This is a genomic window from Marinospirillum perlucidum (assembly GCF_003336805.1).
Classification (GTDB): Bacteria; Pseudomonadota; Gammaproteobacteria; order Pseudomonadales; family Halomonadaceae; genus Marinospirillum; species Marinospirillum perlucidum.
On record NZ_QFWJ01000002.1, the window covers coordinates 1 to 13,042 of the forward strand.

A 13,042-nucleotide genomic window follows, 5' to 3' on the forward strand; every position below is an offset into this window, starting at 1 on the left:
ATGTACCTGATGCTTCATTCTTAAAGAGCGTCGATCCAAAGTGTCCTTCGAATCAAGAGGCGAGCATTCTATCAGCTTCGCCGCATCTGTCAAGCTTTATTTTTCGAGGATCTTTAAAAAAACTTCCAAAAAACAACTTCTTGCAGACCTCTTGCCAGCTCCTCAACACCGGTCGAAACCGCTGCCTCCCCGACAAGAGAGGCGTATTATAGGCACTAATTTTTCAGATGCAAGGGGTTGGTGGAAAAAAATTACAAGATCATTTCAGATGCACGCGAGCGTACTTTTTCTTGCCTACCTGGATAACCTGTTCACTACCCTTTTCTAGCCGGCAATCACCAGCCACGACCTTCTGATCAACTTTAACTGCACCGCGCTTAACCGCATCCTTGGCCTGCGCAGAGTTCTGTGTCAGACCAGCCCGATTGATCACTGCAATAATAGGAAGGTCCGCTTCATCTTCAAGATCCAGCTCCACCTCTGGCAGATCTTCAGGCAGCTCACCCTCAGCCAGCCGATTACCCGCTGATTTGTGCGCTGTAGCTGCAGCCTCTTCATTATGAAAGCGGGCTACCAACTCTCTGGCCAGCAGCATCTTAATATCTCTAGGGTTCGCACCTTGCTCTACATCTTTCTTCAGCTGTTCAATTTCGTCCAGACTCTTGAAGGACAGAAGCTCAAAATAACGCCACATGAGGCTATCAGGCATAGACACTAGCTTATTAAACATCACGCCCGGCGCCTCATCGATACCCACATAATTACCCAGAGACTTGGACATTTTCTGCACACCATCCAGCCCTTCCAGCAATGGCATGGTGATAACTACCTGAGGCTCCAGATCTTTACTTTTCTGGATTTCGCGTCCCATGAGCAGATTGAACTTCTGATCGGTACCGCCTAGCTCGACATCGGCTTTCATAGCTACCGAGTCGTACCCCTGAATCAGCGGATAGAGAAACTCATGAATGGCGATTGGCTGATTGCCCTTGTAACGCTTTTCAAAGTCATCCCTTTCCAGCATACGCGCCACAGTGGATTGGGCGGCCAGTTCGATTAAGCCTGCAGCATTCATTTCACCCATCCAATGGGAGTTGAACATGACTTCTGTTTTTTCAGGGTCCAGTATTTTGAAAACCTGTTCCTTGTAGGTTTCAGCATTGGCTTTAACTTCAGCCTCGGTCAAAGGCTTGCGGGTCACATTCTTACCCGTGGGATCACCTATGCGGCCAGTAAAATCACCAATCAGAAAAAGAACCTGATGACCCAGATCCTGAAATTGACGCAGCTTGTTAATCAGTACTGTGTGGCCTAAGTGAAGATCGGGGGCCGTGGGGTCAAAACCTGCCTTAATGCGTAGGGGCTTGCCGCTTTCCAACTTAGCGACCAACTCATCTTCAACCAGAATCTCATGGGTACCACGTTTAATCAGCTCAAGCGCCTCTTGAGTTTTGCTCATCATCTTTCCTTCGTTATTCCTGATAAAAAAGAGGCCGCTAGAGTGCCCCGAATTAATGTGGCAAAGTATAACATTACCTTTAATATGAATGAGAACTGGGCAGACAATGGCTAATAGCAGTATCTTCGGTGGCATGATGTCAGGCACCAGCCTGGATGGCGTTGATGGTGTTCTGGCTCAATTCGGTCACAACCAGCATCTTGAACTAATTGCCAAGGCTAGCCGCCCATTCTCAGAAGACTTGCGAAATCTTCTTTTACATCTAGCTCATGCCGATCAAGTAAGCTTTGCTGACCTCGCCCGAGCAGAGAAGGAATTAACTCACTGCTATGCGGACTGCTGGTCACTATTAAGTGAACAACTGCCCGCTGTCCAAGTTAGTGCCCTGGGTTGCCATGGCCAAACCCTCGAACACCGTCCGGAATCCGGCTACAGCCTGCAACTTCTTGACCCCTCCCTTCTCGCCGAACTAACCGGACAAACAATCATTTGTGACTTCCGCCGTCGCGATCTGGCTGCTGGGGGACAGGGAGCCCCTCTCGCACCAGCTTTTCATCAAGCCTTCTTTTCAATGCCTGGTCAGGACAGCTGTTTTATCAACCTGGGCGGCATTGCCAACCTAACTTGGCTACCGGCTGATCCTCAGAGCCCCTGCCTGGGATTTGATACTGGCCCCGCCAATCTTTTGCTTGATGCCTGGACTCAACGCCATCTCGGACAGAACTTTGATCCAGGGGGCAACTGGGCCAGCCAGCACCAACCGGATGAGCAGCTTCTCCAGCAGCTTCTCCAGGATGAATACTTCGCTCGCCTGCCGCCCAAGAGTACTGGAAGAGAGAAATTTAATCTGGACTGGCTGGATGGACACTTAACCAGCCAGCACCAAGGATCACTCGAACCTGGCTGTATCCAAGCCACTCTGGTCGAACTAACGACCCGAAGTCTTGTACAGGCAATCGAAAAACTCGACCCCGAACAAAGGGCAGAGATCTTTGTTGGCGGTGGTGGTTGCAGCAACAACTATCTGATGCAAAGACTAGCAGAGCAACTTGCCCCCAGATCTTGCCAGGCTTCCAGTGCGAAAGGTGTCCATCCGCAGGATATTGAAGCCTTGGCATTTGCTTGGCTAGCAAAGGAATTCATGAACGGTGGAGCAGGCAATCTACCAGAGGTGACTGGAGCCAGCGGGAAAAGACGCCTGGGAGGCTACTATCCCGCTAGATAGAAAAAGAAGAACCGCAGCCACAGGTAGTGCTGGCATTGGGGTTGGTAAGAGTAAAGCGTGCACCCTCAAGGCCTTCCTGATAATCCAGAGTGGAGCCCACCAGATAGGGGTAGCTTAGAGCATCGAGTACGAAGCGCGCACCCTCCTGCTCTATAACGGTATCATCGTCCTGCAGGGTATCGGCAAAATCAAAACCGTATTGAAAGCCCGAACAGCCCCCGCCGGTCACATAAACCCTGAGCACCAAATCTGGATTAGCCTCTTCAGCCACCAGGGATTTCACCTTGGCAACTGCGGCCGGAGTGACCAGCAAAGCCTGAGGTACAAAACTAACTGCAGAAGTCATAAAAGCAACTCCATAAATAGGGTTGATCAGTCTGACTTAACCAAGCATTCTAGTCAAGTATAGGCAGGCCACCATCAGGGGTGGCCTTTTATAAGTATAGCCTACTTGTCAGTTGTGCTTTTTCCTGCAGGAGCTGAAGAAGACGCTGGGGAGGGAGGAGTTGAGCTGCTTGCTGCAGCAGCCGGTTTCTTATCGCTTACTGGGGGCTGGGTTTTCTCGGCGGCTTCCGCCTTTGCTCCAGGAGTCAGGGTCGACTTAGGCTTTTCACGGGTCACCTGTTTGGGCATTTTAGGCTTCTCGTTGCCTTTTTGACTCTTGTAACGATGTGCCATGCGGCCATCCACCTGAGCGCCCATCACCATCTCGATGGTGTTATAGAAGATGTTACCCTTAACCATGGCCTTGGCAGCCAACTCAATGTGTTCGCAAGAGTGAACATCTCCAACCACGCCACCATTGACGATAACATGGGGAACGGATACCTCGCCTTCAACGACACCCTTGTCACTGATGCGCAGGACTGCCTTGGAATCATCTTCGGCAATAATATTACCAAACACCTTACCATCAATGTGCAGCCCACCAGAAAAATGGATGTCACCAACAATTTCAGCCTTGCTGGAAACCAAGGTGTCAAAATGGTTGCTTGGAGGTGCATTTTTACCAAACATTTAGAGAGCCTCCTGGGTGGACCAGTCAAATTCTTGTTCAATACGCATTGCTTTTCTTCCGGTTGATTGCAGTATCACTTGTACTTTTTCAGGTTCGAAATCTTCTGGCAGCTCCAGCTGTCCGGCAACATTCTGGAAGAAACGGAATCTAAAGCGGATACTCAAGTCATCCACATCAGAAGAAACATCCTTGAGCGGCAAGGTAACATTCTGCGTTCTACCTCGCTTACCAATGATACTTACCAGAGCGCGACCTTCAATAAAGGTATTGTTATCGGTTACCTGGGTGATCACCAGTTGATAATTGTAAGCGCCTGAGTCGTTAATTGGTTCCAGGTCAAAGCTGTCAATACGCAGCCCTTGGTCTACCTTTTCTGGGGCCATAACCCGCTGATAGAAATGCAATTCATTTTCTAATTGGGCGATACGGGCGTTTAAATTGAGAACGGTTTGCTGAACCTCTTCATAGGCACGACGATCCACCGCATTACTGCTTTCCGTAACCAGTACTCGCCGGCGCAACTCAGCCAACTCTTCTTCCTGTTCACGTGCCAAATCCTTCAATTCATCCCGCTCAATAATCGCTGTTCCGCGCTCACTCAACACACTCCAGCGGCCGTAATAATAGCCCCCAAATGCCAGAGCCAACATCAAGGCAATGACAACAACCCGAGCAATCAACCGTCGAACCGGGTTATAAGCTACAATTTCCAGACGTTCTTCTTGTCCTGTGTTCATTTCTCAGTATCCATTACCTAAGGGTTCACGGCAGCAAGCCAGCAAACTTTAAGCCACTTGATTCATCCAAACCCAACATAATGTTCATATTTTGTATTGCTTGACCACTGGCACCCTTCACCAGATTGTCAATCACAGCCAAAACGATGAGCAGATCGCTCCCTTCCGGACGATGGAGTGCCAAACGACACACATTCGCACCTTTCACGCTGCGGGTTTCCGGGCAGGATTCCCAGGGCATTACATCAACACAAGGCTCCTTGGCATAACGCTGCTCAAAAAGCTGCTGCAGTTCGGCATCACTCATTTGTTGATGTTCAGGCTTCAGGCGCACATAAAGCGTGGCATGAATACCACGAATCATGGGAGTCAAATGAGGCACAAAAGTGATACCCACCTGCTGTTGGGCAGCCTGAGTCAGACCCTGAGTAATTTCCGGATGGTGACGATGTTTACCCACAGAGTAAGCCTTCATGCTTTCTGAAGACTCACAATACAAAGACCCCACTTTAGCGCCCCGGCCTGCACCGGAAACACCTGACTTGCAATCGGCGATTATACCTGAAGTTTGGATCAGTGACTTTTCCAGCAGGGGAATCAGCCCCAATTGCACCGCTGTCGGATAACAGCCAGGTACAGCAACCAGACGTGATGAACGAATCTTGTCACGAGCCACTTCAGGCAAACCGTAAACAGCTTCAGGAAGAAGCTGGGGAGCACCATGAGGCTGGCCATACCAACGCGCCCATTCATCTGCATCCTGAAGGCGAAAATCTGCGGACAGATCAACGACACGGGTACCGGCCTCCAGCAGGTCTGCAGCCAATGCATGGGCAACACCATGAGGCGTAGCAAAGAAGACTAGATCACAGGAAGCTAGAGTATCGACTTCGGGTTCGCTAAAACAAAGGCCCTGGTAATGATCTCTAAGGCTGGGAAACATATCGGCAACAGGTGTACCTGCATCTGAACGTGAGGTAATCACTTTCACCTGAGCATCAGGATGCATGACCAAAAGCCGCAGCAGCTCCACGCCTGTGTAGCCGGTTCCGCCCACTATGCCTATATCAACCACCTGTACCTCCCAGCTAACTCTGTGACTATCAAATTTTTGTGCCAAATCATACACAAAAACAAGCCACAAGTATGCCAGCTTTTTGATTCGCCACAAGTAACGCTTTGCTACTGCTTACTTATCATGGGCCAGTTAAGGTATGCTAATCGCCTTAATTTCAATCTGGATTAGCTATGAGTTACCTAGGACTGAAAGCCTTCCATTTAATGGCAGTAGTAACTTGGTTCGCTGCACTTTTCTATTTGCCACGACTCTATGTATATCATACCCAGGCACTGAGCGAGGGTGACACTCGGGGCAGTGAGCGCTTCAAGATCATGGAAAGAAAGCTCTATCGCGGCATTATGATGCCTTCCATGTTGGCCGTACTGCTATTGGGCTTCGGTTTGTTGAGTCTTAACTGGAACGGCTATTTTCAGCAAGGCTGGCTGCATATCAAGCTGCTCTTGGTGATCCTGCTCTTAGGCTATCACTTCTGGTGCGGCCGCCTCCTCAAAGCCTTTGCAGAAGACCGCAATCAAAAGTCGCAAACCTGGTACCGGGTGTTTAATGAGCTTCCGGTTTTTTTGCTGATATTTATAGTCCTTCTGGCTGTATTCAAACCCTGGTGATCCATGCTTGAACCCGGTATTAATCAGCATTTTCAAAAGCAGTATCCCTGCGTTCTCGCCGTTGGCGGCCACGACCCATCCAGTGGTGCAGGGATTCTCGCTGATGCGCAAACACTGTTTGCTTTTAAAACCTGGCCAATAACCCTGGTTACGGCACTGACCAGCCAGAATTCCCAGGCTGTTACCCGTATCGACCCTCAAAATGCCGATGCCTTTTACGAGCAGCTTGAAGTTCTTACGAGTGACCTGCCGCCTGCAGCCGTCAAGCTGGGCATGACAGGCAGCCTGGCGATTCAGGAAGCGTTGGCAGCTTGGCTCGCGCGCAATCCTCGCCTGCCTTTCGTACTGGATCCGGTTATCACCAGCACCTCCGGCAGTGACCTGACTGGCCAGCAGCAACTCGAACACCTGCGTGAAGAGCTCCTCCCCAAAGCCAGCCTGATAACACCTAACTTGCCTGAGCTAGAACAATTGGTCCCTGGCCACCAGTCTATTGAAGAAAAAGCTTGGCGACTGCTGCAATCCGGTGCTAAAGCCGTTCTCGTCACCGGCACTCACGCTGCCTCCAAGGCCGTGCGTAATCAGCTATTTATCCAGGCAGGCAGGCCACCCATTACCAGCCGCTGGCCACGACTACCCCATGAATACCACGGCTCTGGCTGCACCCTGGCATCGGCACTGGCAGCCCTTCTTGCCCGCGGTGAAGCCCTGGAAACCGCCTCTAATCTAGCTCAGGATTTTACTTGGGAAAGCCTGAAACAAGGCCTGCAATTGAGTGATGGCCCTCACCTGCCATTGAGAATAAGAGAGGAAGAGGATGTCTAACCTTATTACAACCCCTGGCGTCTATGCGATCACTGACACTCATCTGCTACCAGATGATACCCAGCTTTTAGCTGGTGTGGAGGGGGCCTTAAGAGGTGGTGCAGTCTGCATCCAGTACAGGGACAAAATTGCGGATGCCAGCAAGGCACTACGTCAGGCCAGGGAGCTGGCAGCGCTATGCCGAGATTTCTCCGTTCCTCTAATCATCAATGACGATGTTCTTCTCGCCAAAGCCTGCCAGGCTGATGGCGTCCATTTAGGGCAGACAGACGGGCGGATTGATGAGGCCCGTGCTTACCTGGGTAAAAATGTCATCCTCGGGCGCACCTGCCACGCCAGTCTCAAGCTGGCAGAAGAAGCTTACCATGAGGGTGCGGACTATCTCGCGTTTGGACGCTGCTTTGGATCCCAAACCAAACCTTCAGCGCCAGCCACCTCTATGGATATTTTTGCCAAGGCAGCAGTATTTGGTCTGCCGCTAGTGGCCATCGGTGGGCTAGATACACCGGAAAGAGCCGTCCAGGCCCAGCAGGCCGGTGCCCATCTTATTGCTGCGGTGGCCGGAGTCTTTGCCCAAGCCGACCCGGAAACTGCGGTTAAACGCTATAACCAAGCACTGACAACTGAATCCACTTTTGACTTAACACCATCGACTGAGGTTAATTATGACTCGCTCTGCAGAACTCTATGAACGCGCCCAGAAATCCATTGCCGGCGGCGTCAACTCACCCGTACGAGCTTTCAAGAGTGTCGGTGGCACCCCCCTGTTTATTAAAAAAGCAGAGGGGGCTTACATGGTCGATGAAGACGACCGTCGTTATCTCGACTATGTTGGCTCCTGGGGCCCCATGATTACCGGTCATGCTGACCCTGATATTCTCAATGCCGTGCGTTCCCGCCTGGATCTGGGCCTCTCCTACGGCGCCCCCACAGGACTGGAAACCGAAATGGCCGAACTGGTCTGTGAGCTAGTCCCCTCCATGGAAAGACTGCGCATGGTCAACTCCGGCACCGAAGCCACCATGAGTGCCATTCGCCTGGCTCGTGGCTACACCGGCCGCGACAAGATCGTAAAATTTGAAGGCTGTTACCATGGCCATAGCGACTCTCTGCTAGTCAAGGCTGGCTCCGGAGCGCTGACCTTTGGTGTCCCTACCTCCCCGGGTGTGCCCGAAGATTTTGCCAAACACACCCTGACCCTGACCTATAACGACAGCGATGGCGTTAAAAAATTCTTTCAGGAAATGGGTGACCAGGTCGCTTGCATCATTGTTGAACCCGTTGCTGGCAACATGAACTGTATTCCCCCCCAGCCCGGCTTTCTGGAAACCCTGAGAGAGGTCTGTGATGCCTCTGGTGCCCTGCTGATTTTTGATGAGGTGATGTCAGGCTTTCGTGTCGCCCTGGGCGGTGTTCAGGAGGCCTACAAAATCAAACCGGATCTCACCACGCTAGGTAAAATTGTTGGTGGCGGCCTGCCCGTCGGTGCGTTTGGCGGCCGTGAAGAAGTCATGCAGCAACTTTCACCCCAGGGCCCGGTTTACCAGGCAGGCACCCTGTCCGGCAACCCTCTGGCCATGGCAGCAGGCCTTGCCCTGCTGAATAAACTGCGCCAGCCAGGATTTCACCAACAGCTGACGGAATACGGTGAAAAGCTGTGTCAGGGACTGGAAGAGAGAGCTCGTGCCGCCGGCATCCCCCTGTTAACCCAGCAGGCAGGCGGCATGTTCGGGCTCTTCTTTACTGATGCCCCGGCAGTGACTAACTTTACTGAAGCGACCCAGTGTAATCTGGAGCACTTCAAAAGCTTCTTCCACAGCATGCTGGACGAAGGCATCTATCTGGCACCTTCCGCTTATGAAGCCAGCTTTATCTCTGCGGCCCATGGCCAGGATGAACTCGATGCCACCCTGGCAGCAGCCGAAAAAGCCTTCGCCAAAATCAGCCAAGGGAAGAATTAATGAGCAGCTCTCTTATCCAGACTCTGAAAACGGCAGCAGCCTTTCCACATCCGACCGAAAGCATTCAGGTCCGGGAAACCCACATTTCCTGGGTCGTGCTGACCGGGGAATTTGCCTACAAAATCAAGAAACCCGTCGACTTCGGTTTTCTTGATTACTCCACCCTGGCCAAGCGCAAGCAGTTTCTGGAACTGGAAATGCAGTTAAACCAGCGCCTTGCGCCCGACTTTTATCTGGATGTGCTTCCCGTTTCAGGAACACCCGAAGCGCCTCGTATTGGTGATGCCAGCGAGCCTTTCGAATATGCCCTGAAGATGCGCCAGTTTGATGACTCCCAACTGCTCAATGCCCTGCAGCAACGCGGTGAACTAAAAGAAGAGCATCTGCTTCAACTTGCGGGCGAAATCGCCGACTTTCACCAGCAGCTGCAAGGACAAACACCTCCGGAAGACCTGGGTACACCTGAGGCTATCTGGGCACCTGCTCAGCAAAACTTCGACCAGATCCGTGAACTTCTGGATGATGATTCCGCCCTGCAACAGCTTAAGCGTCTGGAAGACTGGTCCGTGGATACCTATGAGCGCTTGCAGGACACCTTGGCACAGCGACGCGCCCAAGGCTTTGTCCGCGAATGCCATGGTGACCTGCATCTGGGCAATGCCACCCTCTGGCAGGGGCGTGTGGTCGCTTTTGACTGTATCGAGTTCAACCCCGGATTCCGCTGGTGTGATGTCATCAGTGACCTGGCCTTCCTGCTGATGGATCTGGAAGACCGTGGCCTGAAAAAGCTGGCCAACATCACCCTCAATCACTATCTGGAAAAGACCGGTGACTACCAGGGCCTGGAGTTGCTCTGTTTCTACAAGGTCTATCGTGCCCTGGTACGCGCCAAGATCAATCTTTTCCGTTTGGGTCAGCCCGGGCTGGATGATGAAGAAAAGGCCGCTGTTTTACGCCAGTACCGCAGCTACACCGACCTGGCGGAAAGCTACACGGATTTTCATCCCCCCTACCTGATGATCACCTATGGTGTCTCAGGCAGTGGCAAGAGCACTCTGACCGAAAGAGTCGTGCGCGATCTGGGTGGTATCCGTATTCGCTCTGACGTTGAACGCAAGCGCCTTTACAACCTGGATGCCGAGGCTTCCAGCCACTCCCAGGTTGAAGGGGGGATTTACACGCCCGAGGCCACGGAAAAAACCTATCAGAAACTGACCGATTTGGCTGACCTGGTATTACGCTCCTGTCATCCGGTCACTCTCGATGCGACCAACCTGAAAAGAGCCCAACGGGATCGTTTGCGCGAAGTGGCTGAAAACCTTGGCCTGCCTTCGCTGATCATTGCCTTAAAGGCTAATGAAGAAACCCTGAGAAGGCGGCTGATCAAGCGCCAGCAATCCGGTGAAAAGGTTGCCGAGGCTGATCTTGAAGTACTGGAAAAACAGCTCGCCAGCAAGGAGCCTCTGGGCGAAGATGAACTGGGATGCGCTGTTACCGTAGATACGGATGCCCCAGCCGCTAGCCAGACTCTGGTCAAGCTGATCCGCGATCACCTGCGCCTGGACGACTAGTCCTGCCGGAAGCGGGCACAGTAATCCTTGGCTGGAAGGGCCGGGGTAAAAAAGAGGTAGTCATAAGCCGGAATACCCTCAACGCTCTGAGAGGGCAGGTAGGCTTGTGGCTCCTCTGCCTCGCCCACTTGCTGCAAACCGACACTTACCCGCGGCAAGGACTCAGGTAACCAGCGGGGCACTCCCAGGTCGGCACGCACATGAACACTGCCTGCCAGAAAAATATGAACCCCTGCAGAAGCTTCAGCTCCTGCCAGCACCTCTGCCATCGCCTGGTCGCGAGCCAACTGCACCTGACGCATCCGGGGTAGCTGTTCCTGGGGCAGCTGACCACAGTGGCCTTCATCAATCAACTCATCCAAGGCCTGTGCCTGCTCAACCGTCAGTGCCGAGCGTGAAGCACCTTCCCGATAGACCTGCCTTTTTTCAGCAGTCGTCAGATCCGTGGCCAGAACACCTTCAGCTTTGCCCAGCCCCAGCTGAACCAGGGGACCATAATCTTCCCAGGGCCAGCCTGGATCTGGCCAATCAAGATCCTCTGCGGTCACCGACGCTTGCCCGCTAAACTCATCCAATAGAGGCTGTTGATCCTGGTACAGCATTTCCAGCGCCAGATAGCCCAACCGCTCCTGCGTAGCCAGCATCTCTAACCAGGCAGCAGCCAAACGCTGATGATCGGGATGGTCATGCTGCTCTCCTATTAGCAACCAGGCTCCAGCAGGTAGCTGCTCCAGCAGGCTCTGCATCGACATCAATTGGCCACGCCTAACATCCCAAAGCTGACCAACCAGCGGCTGCTCCAGACGCTCCTGTGCTAACCAGCTCTCACCCTCGGAGGCTTGCCCTCTGCCACCGGCCAAAAGGTCAGCACTTAAGAAAAACACCACTAATATCAGTAACCTGAATTTTAATTTTGGGTGTATTTTCAAGTCTTGCAATGCCATCCCCTCCTAAAGTGCTGCAGCTTTACCTTGCAATTTACTGGCGTTTCCAGTAAATAAGCTAGTCTTTTCGATCGGCGGTTGCCGAACACAGGATGATTTATTCAGTCGCGAGGCGCGGTTATGCCAGAAACCAATCAACAACCTGAAAAGAATCAGGACTTTGTTCCCTATCAGCCCAGTGAAGGGGAAGAATACATGAATCCGGCACAGCTGGCACATTTCCGCCAGTTGCTGCTGAATTGGAAACAGGAACTGATGGAGGAGGTGGATCGCACCGTTCAGCACCTTAAGGAAGAAGCCAACAACTTTGCCGATCCAGCTGACCGAGCCACCCAGGAAGAAGAATTCAGCCTGGAGCTACGCACCCGGGATCGTGAGCGCAAGCTGATCAAGAAGATCAACGATACCCTGGAAAAAATTGATGAGGACGATTACGGCTTTTGTGAAGCCTGCGGCATAGAAATCGGTATTCGTCGTCTGGAAGCCCGACCCACGGCCACCCTTTGTGTGGACTGCAAAAGTCTGGCCGAAATCAAGGAAAAACAGATCGGCAGCTAAATGGTGTATGTGGGCCGTTTTGCACCTACCCCTTCAGGTCCCCTGCATTTCGGCTCGCTGGTCACGGCACTGGCCAGCTGGCTGGATGCTCGCCACCACCAGGGACGCTGGCTACTGCGCATAGAGGATCTTGATCCGCCCCGGGAAGAACCCGGTGCGTCTGAGCGTATCCTGCGCACTCTGGAAGCCCTGGGATTGACCTGGGATGGTCCCGTCATCTACCAGAGCCAACGCTCTGAAGCCTACGCCCAGGCTCTGGACCAACTCCAGCAAAAGGGAGAGGTCTATCCTTGCAGCTGCACCCGCAAGGAACTTCAAGGCAGTCGCATCTACCCTGGTTATTGCCGCCAGGGCCCCTGCCATCCCGACCAACCTCTAGCCTGGCGTCTGGCAGTTGACCCACAACTGACTGCTACCTGGACAGACCGGATTCAGGGTTTTCAGCAGTGGCCTCTACAGGCTGCCGGTGATGTGGTTGTCAAACGCAAGGACGGCCTTTGGGCCTACCAATTGGCCGTCACCGTGGATGATCTGGCATTTGATGTTACCCATCTGGTTCGGGGTATCGATCTTCTTGATTCCACGCCCTGGCAGATGAACCTGTTGCGTTACCTGGCTCCGGATGCCGCCGACTTTGATTATGCGCATCTGCCGGTCATCGTTAATGCTGAAGGCCAAAAACTATCCAAACAGAATCTGGCTCCTGCACTGGACACCCGTCAAAGCAGTGAGCTCATCTACCGGGCACTTGTGGCTCTGAACCAGCCAGTGCCGCCTGAATGCAGGCAGCTACCCTGTGAAGAACTGCTGGACCTGGCTGTTCGTCACTGGCAAGCTGAAGCCATTCCCGGCAAGACGCACATCTACGAGGAATCACTACCCCCATGTACTTCTACCGCCTCGTCCTGGTCCTAGTTTCTCTGGGCTACCTTTTTTCTCCCTGGTTTCTGGTTCCCTGGGGCAGCAGTGACTGGCCCAAACCCTTTATCATCTGGGCTGGCCTGATTGCAGCCACCAGCTGGCTGGAACAAAAACGCCGCCTCGAACAAATCTAGGAC

At 52.7% G+C, this 13,042-nt stretch carries 16 protein-coding genes; 10 read left to right on the forward strand and 6 right to left on the reverse strand.

Going from position 1 to position 13,042, the window contains the following annotated elements:
• On the forward strand, positions 1–212 hold a 212-nt coding region (locus DFK18_RS14545), incomplete at its 5' end, for a hypothetical protein (protein ID WP_218563887.1).
• A 47-nt stretch (positions 213–259) separates the two neighbouring features.
• Here the strand turns inward: DFK18_RS14545 and tyrS are convergent.
• Positions 260–1,459: a tyrosine--tRNA ligase gene (gene tyrS, locus DFK18_RS02515; protein WP_114416644.1), complete on the reverse strand. Its 1,200-nt coding sequence runs from the start codon at positions 1,457–1,459 to the stop codon at positions 260–262.
• A gap of 106 nt (positions 1,460–1,565) precedes the next feature.
• Between tyrS and DFK18_RS02520 the strand changes: the two genes are divergently transcribed.
• On the forward strand, positions 1,566–2,684 hold the full coding sequence (locus DFK18_RS02520; RefSeq protein ID WP_245944317.1) for an anhydro-N-acetylmuramic acid kinase: 1,119 nt from the start codon (positions 1,566–1,568) through the stop codon (positions 2,682–2,684).
• Here the strand turns inward: DFK18_RS02520 and erpA are convergent.
• The 4 genes from erpA to argC all read right to left on the reverse strand — a co-directional run bounded on the left by erpA (position 2,677) and on the right by argC (position 5,514).
• A complete protein-coding gene (gene erpA, locus DFK18_RS02525; protein ID WP_114416646.1) occupies positions 2,677–3,030 on the reverse strand; it encodes an iron-sulfur cluster insertion protein ErpA in 354 nt (117 codons plus the stop codon). The two genes, DFK18_RS02520 and erpA, sit on opposite strands and share 8 nt — an antisense overlap.
• Before the next feature lie 101 nt (positions 3,031–3,131).
• Positions 3,132–3,701, reverse strand: a complete 570-nt coding sequence (locus DFK18_RS02530) for a bactofilin family protein (protein WP_114416647.1) — start codon at positions 3,699–3,701, stop codon at positions 3,132–3,134.
• Positions 3,702–4,439 carry a DUF6776 family protein gene (locus tag DFK18_RS02535; RefSeq protein ID WP_114416648.1) on the reverse strand — a complete coding sequence of 246 codons (738 nt, stop codon included), beginning with the start codon at positions 4,437–4,439 and terminating at the stop codon, positions 3,702–3,704. It lies immediately after the preceding gene.
• 25 nt (positions 4,440–4,464) lie between these two features.
• Positions 4,465–5,514, reverse strand: coding sequence for an N-acetyl-gamma-glutamyl-phosphate reductase (argC, locus tag DFK18_RS02540; protein WP_114417074.1), 1,050 nt, complete (start codon positions 5,512–5,514; stop codon positions 4,465–4,467).
• 173 nt (positions 5,515–5,687) lie between these two features.
• Between argC and hemJ the strand changes: the two genes are divergently transcribed.
• The 5 genes from hemJ to DFK18_RS02565 are packed head-to-tail and all read left to right on the forward strand — an operon-like array spanning position 5,688 to position 10,482.
• A complete protein-coding gene (hemJ, locus tag DFK18_RS02545) occupies positions 5,688–6,125 on the forward strand; it encodes a protoporphyrinogen oxidase HemJ (RefSeq protein ID WP_114416649.1) in 438 nt (145 codons plus the stop codon).
• 3 nt (positions 6,126–6,128) lie between these two features.
• Positions 6,129–6,950 carry a bifunctional hydroxymethylpyrimidine kinase/phosphomethylpyrimidine kinase gene (gene thiD, locus DFK18_RS02550; RefSeq protein ID WP_114416650.1) on the forward strand — a complete coding sequence of 274 codons (822 nt, stop codon included), beginning with the start codon at positions 6,129–6,131 and terminating at the stop codon, positions 6,948–6,950.
• The gene (gene thiE, locus DFK18_RS02555) at positions 6,943–7,641 is read left to right on the forward strand and encodes a thiamine phosphate synthase (protein WP_114416651.1); all 699 of its coding nucleotides are present in this window, start codon (positions 6,943–6,945) and stop codon (positions 7,639–7,641) included. Before thiD ends, thiE begins: the two co-directional genes overlap by 8 nt.
• Positions 7,616–8,911 (forward strand): glutamate-1-semialdehyde 2,1-aminomutase, encoded by a 1,296-nt coding sequence (gene hemL / locus DFK18_RS02560; RefSeq protein ID WP_114416652.1) that lies wholly within the window; start codon positions 7,616–7,618, stop codon positions 8,909–8,911. The genes thiE and hemL overlap by 26 nt, the downstream gene beginning before the upstream one ends.
• Positions 8,911–10,482 (forward strand): bifunctional aminoglycoside phosphotransferase/ATP-binding protein, encoded by a 1,572-nt coding sequence (locus tag DFK18_RS02565; protein WP_114416653.1) that lies wholly within the window; start codon positions 8,911–8,913, stop codon positions 10,480–10,482. The genes hemL and DFK18_RS02565 overlap by 1 nt, the downstream gene beginning before the upstream one ends.
• Here the strand turns inward: DFK18_RS02565 and DFK18_RS02570 are convergent.
• Positions 10,479–11,369 (reverse strand): ChaN family lipoprotein, encoded by an 891-nt coding sequence (locus tag DFK18_RS02570; protein ID WP_162299663.1) that lies wholly within the window; start codon positions 11,367–11,369, stop codon positions 10,479–10,481. The genes DFK18_RS02565 and DFK18_RS02570 overlap by 4 nt on opposite strands.
• A gap of 177 nt (positions 11,370–11,546) precedes the next feature.
• Here DFK18_RS02570 and dksA point away from each other — a divergent pair, with 177 nt between their 5' ends.
• Genes dksA through DFK18_RS14535 form a run of 3 tightly spaced genes read left to right on the forward strand, consistent with a single transcriptional unit; the run spans position 11,547 to position 13,039 of the window.
• A complete protein-coding gene (dksA, locus tag DFK18_RS02575; RefSeq protein ID WP_114416655.1) occupies positions 11,547–11,984 on the forward strand; it encodes an RNA polymerase-binding protein DksA in 438 nt (145 codons plus the stop codon).
• Positions 11,985–12,899 carry a tRNA glutamyl-Q(34) synthetase GluQRS gene (gluQRS, locus tag DFK18_RS02580; RefSeq protein ID WP_114416656.1) on the forward strand — a complete coding sequence of 305 codons (915 nt, stop codon included), beginning with the start codon at positions 11,985–11,987 and terminating at the stop codon, positions 12,897–12,899.
• Complete coding sequence (locus DFK18_RS14535; protein ID WP_178006169.1) at positions 12,869–13,039, forward strand: hypothetical protein; 171 nt, start codon at positions 12,869–12,871, stop codon at positions 13,037–13,039. The genes gluQRS and DFK18_RS14535 overlap by 31 nt, the downstream gene beginning before the upstream one ends.
• Positions 13,040–13,042: the final 3 nt, after the last annotated feature.

Excerpts from the sequence above, each read along its gene's own strand:
- tyrS (WP_114416644.1), bottom strand. The coding sequence starts at position 1,459 with ATGAGCAAAACTCAAGAGGCGCTTGAGCTGATTAAACGTGGTACCCAT.
- DFK18_RS02520 (WP_245944317.1), top strand. The coding sequence starts at position 1,566 with ATGGCTAATAGCAGTATCTTCGGTGGCATGATGTCAGGCACCAGCCTG.
- erpA (WP_114416646.1), bottom strand. The coding sequence starts at position 3,030 with ATGACTTCTGCAGTTAGTTTTGTACCTCAGGCTTTGCTGGTCACTCCG.
- DFK18_RS02530 (WP_114416647.1), bottom strand. The coding sequence starts at position 3,701 with ATGTTTGGTAAAAATGCACCTCCAAGCAACCATTTTGACACCTTGGTT.
- DFK18_RS02535 (WP_114416648.1), bottom strand. The coding sequence starts at position 4,439 with ATGAACACAGGACAAGAAGAACGTCTGGAAATTGTAGCTTATAACCCG.
- hemJ (WP_114416649.1), top strand. The coding sequence starts at position 5,688 with ATGAGTTACCTAGGACTGAAAGCCTTCCATTTAATGGCAGTAGTAACT.
- thiD (WP_114416650.1), top strand. The coding sequence starts at position 6,129 with ATGCTTGAACCCGGTATTAATCAGCATTTTCAAAAGCAGTATCCCTGC.
- thiE (WP_114416651.1), top strand. The coding sequence starts at position 6,943 with ATGTCTAACCTTATTACAACCCCTGGCGTCTATGCGATCACTGACACT.
- hemL (WP_114416652.1), top strand. The coding sequence starts at position 7,616 with ATGACTCGCTCTGCAGAACTCTATGAACGCGCCCAGAAATCCATTGCC.
- DFK18_RS02565 (WP_114416653.1), top strand. The coding sequence starts at position 8,911 with ATGAGCAGCTCTCTTATCCAGACTCTGAAAACGGCAGCAGCCTTTCCA.
- dksA (WP_114416655.1), top strand. The coding sequence starts at position 11,547 with ATGCCAGAAACCAATCAACAACCTGAAAAGAATCAGGACTTTGTTCCC.
- gluQRS (WP_114416656.1), top strand. The coding sequence starts at position 11,985 with ATGGTGTATGTGGGCCGTTTTGCACCTACCCCTTCAGGTCCCCTGCAT.
- DFK18_RS14535 (WP_178006169.1), top strand. The coding sequence starts at position 12,869 with ATGTACTTCTACCGCCTCGTCCTGGTCCTAGTTTCTCTGGGCTACCTT.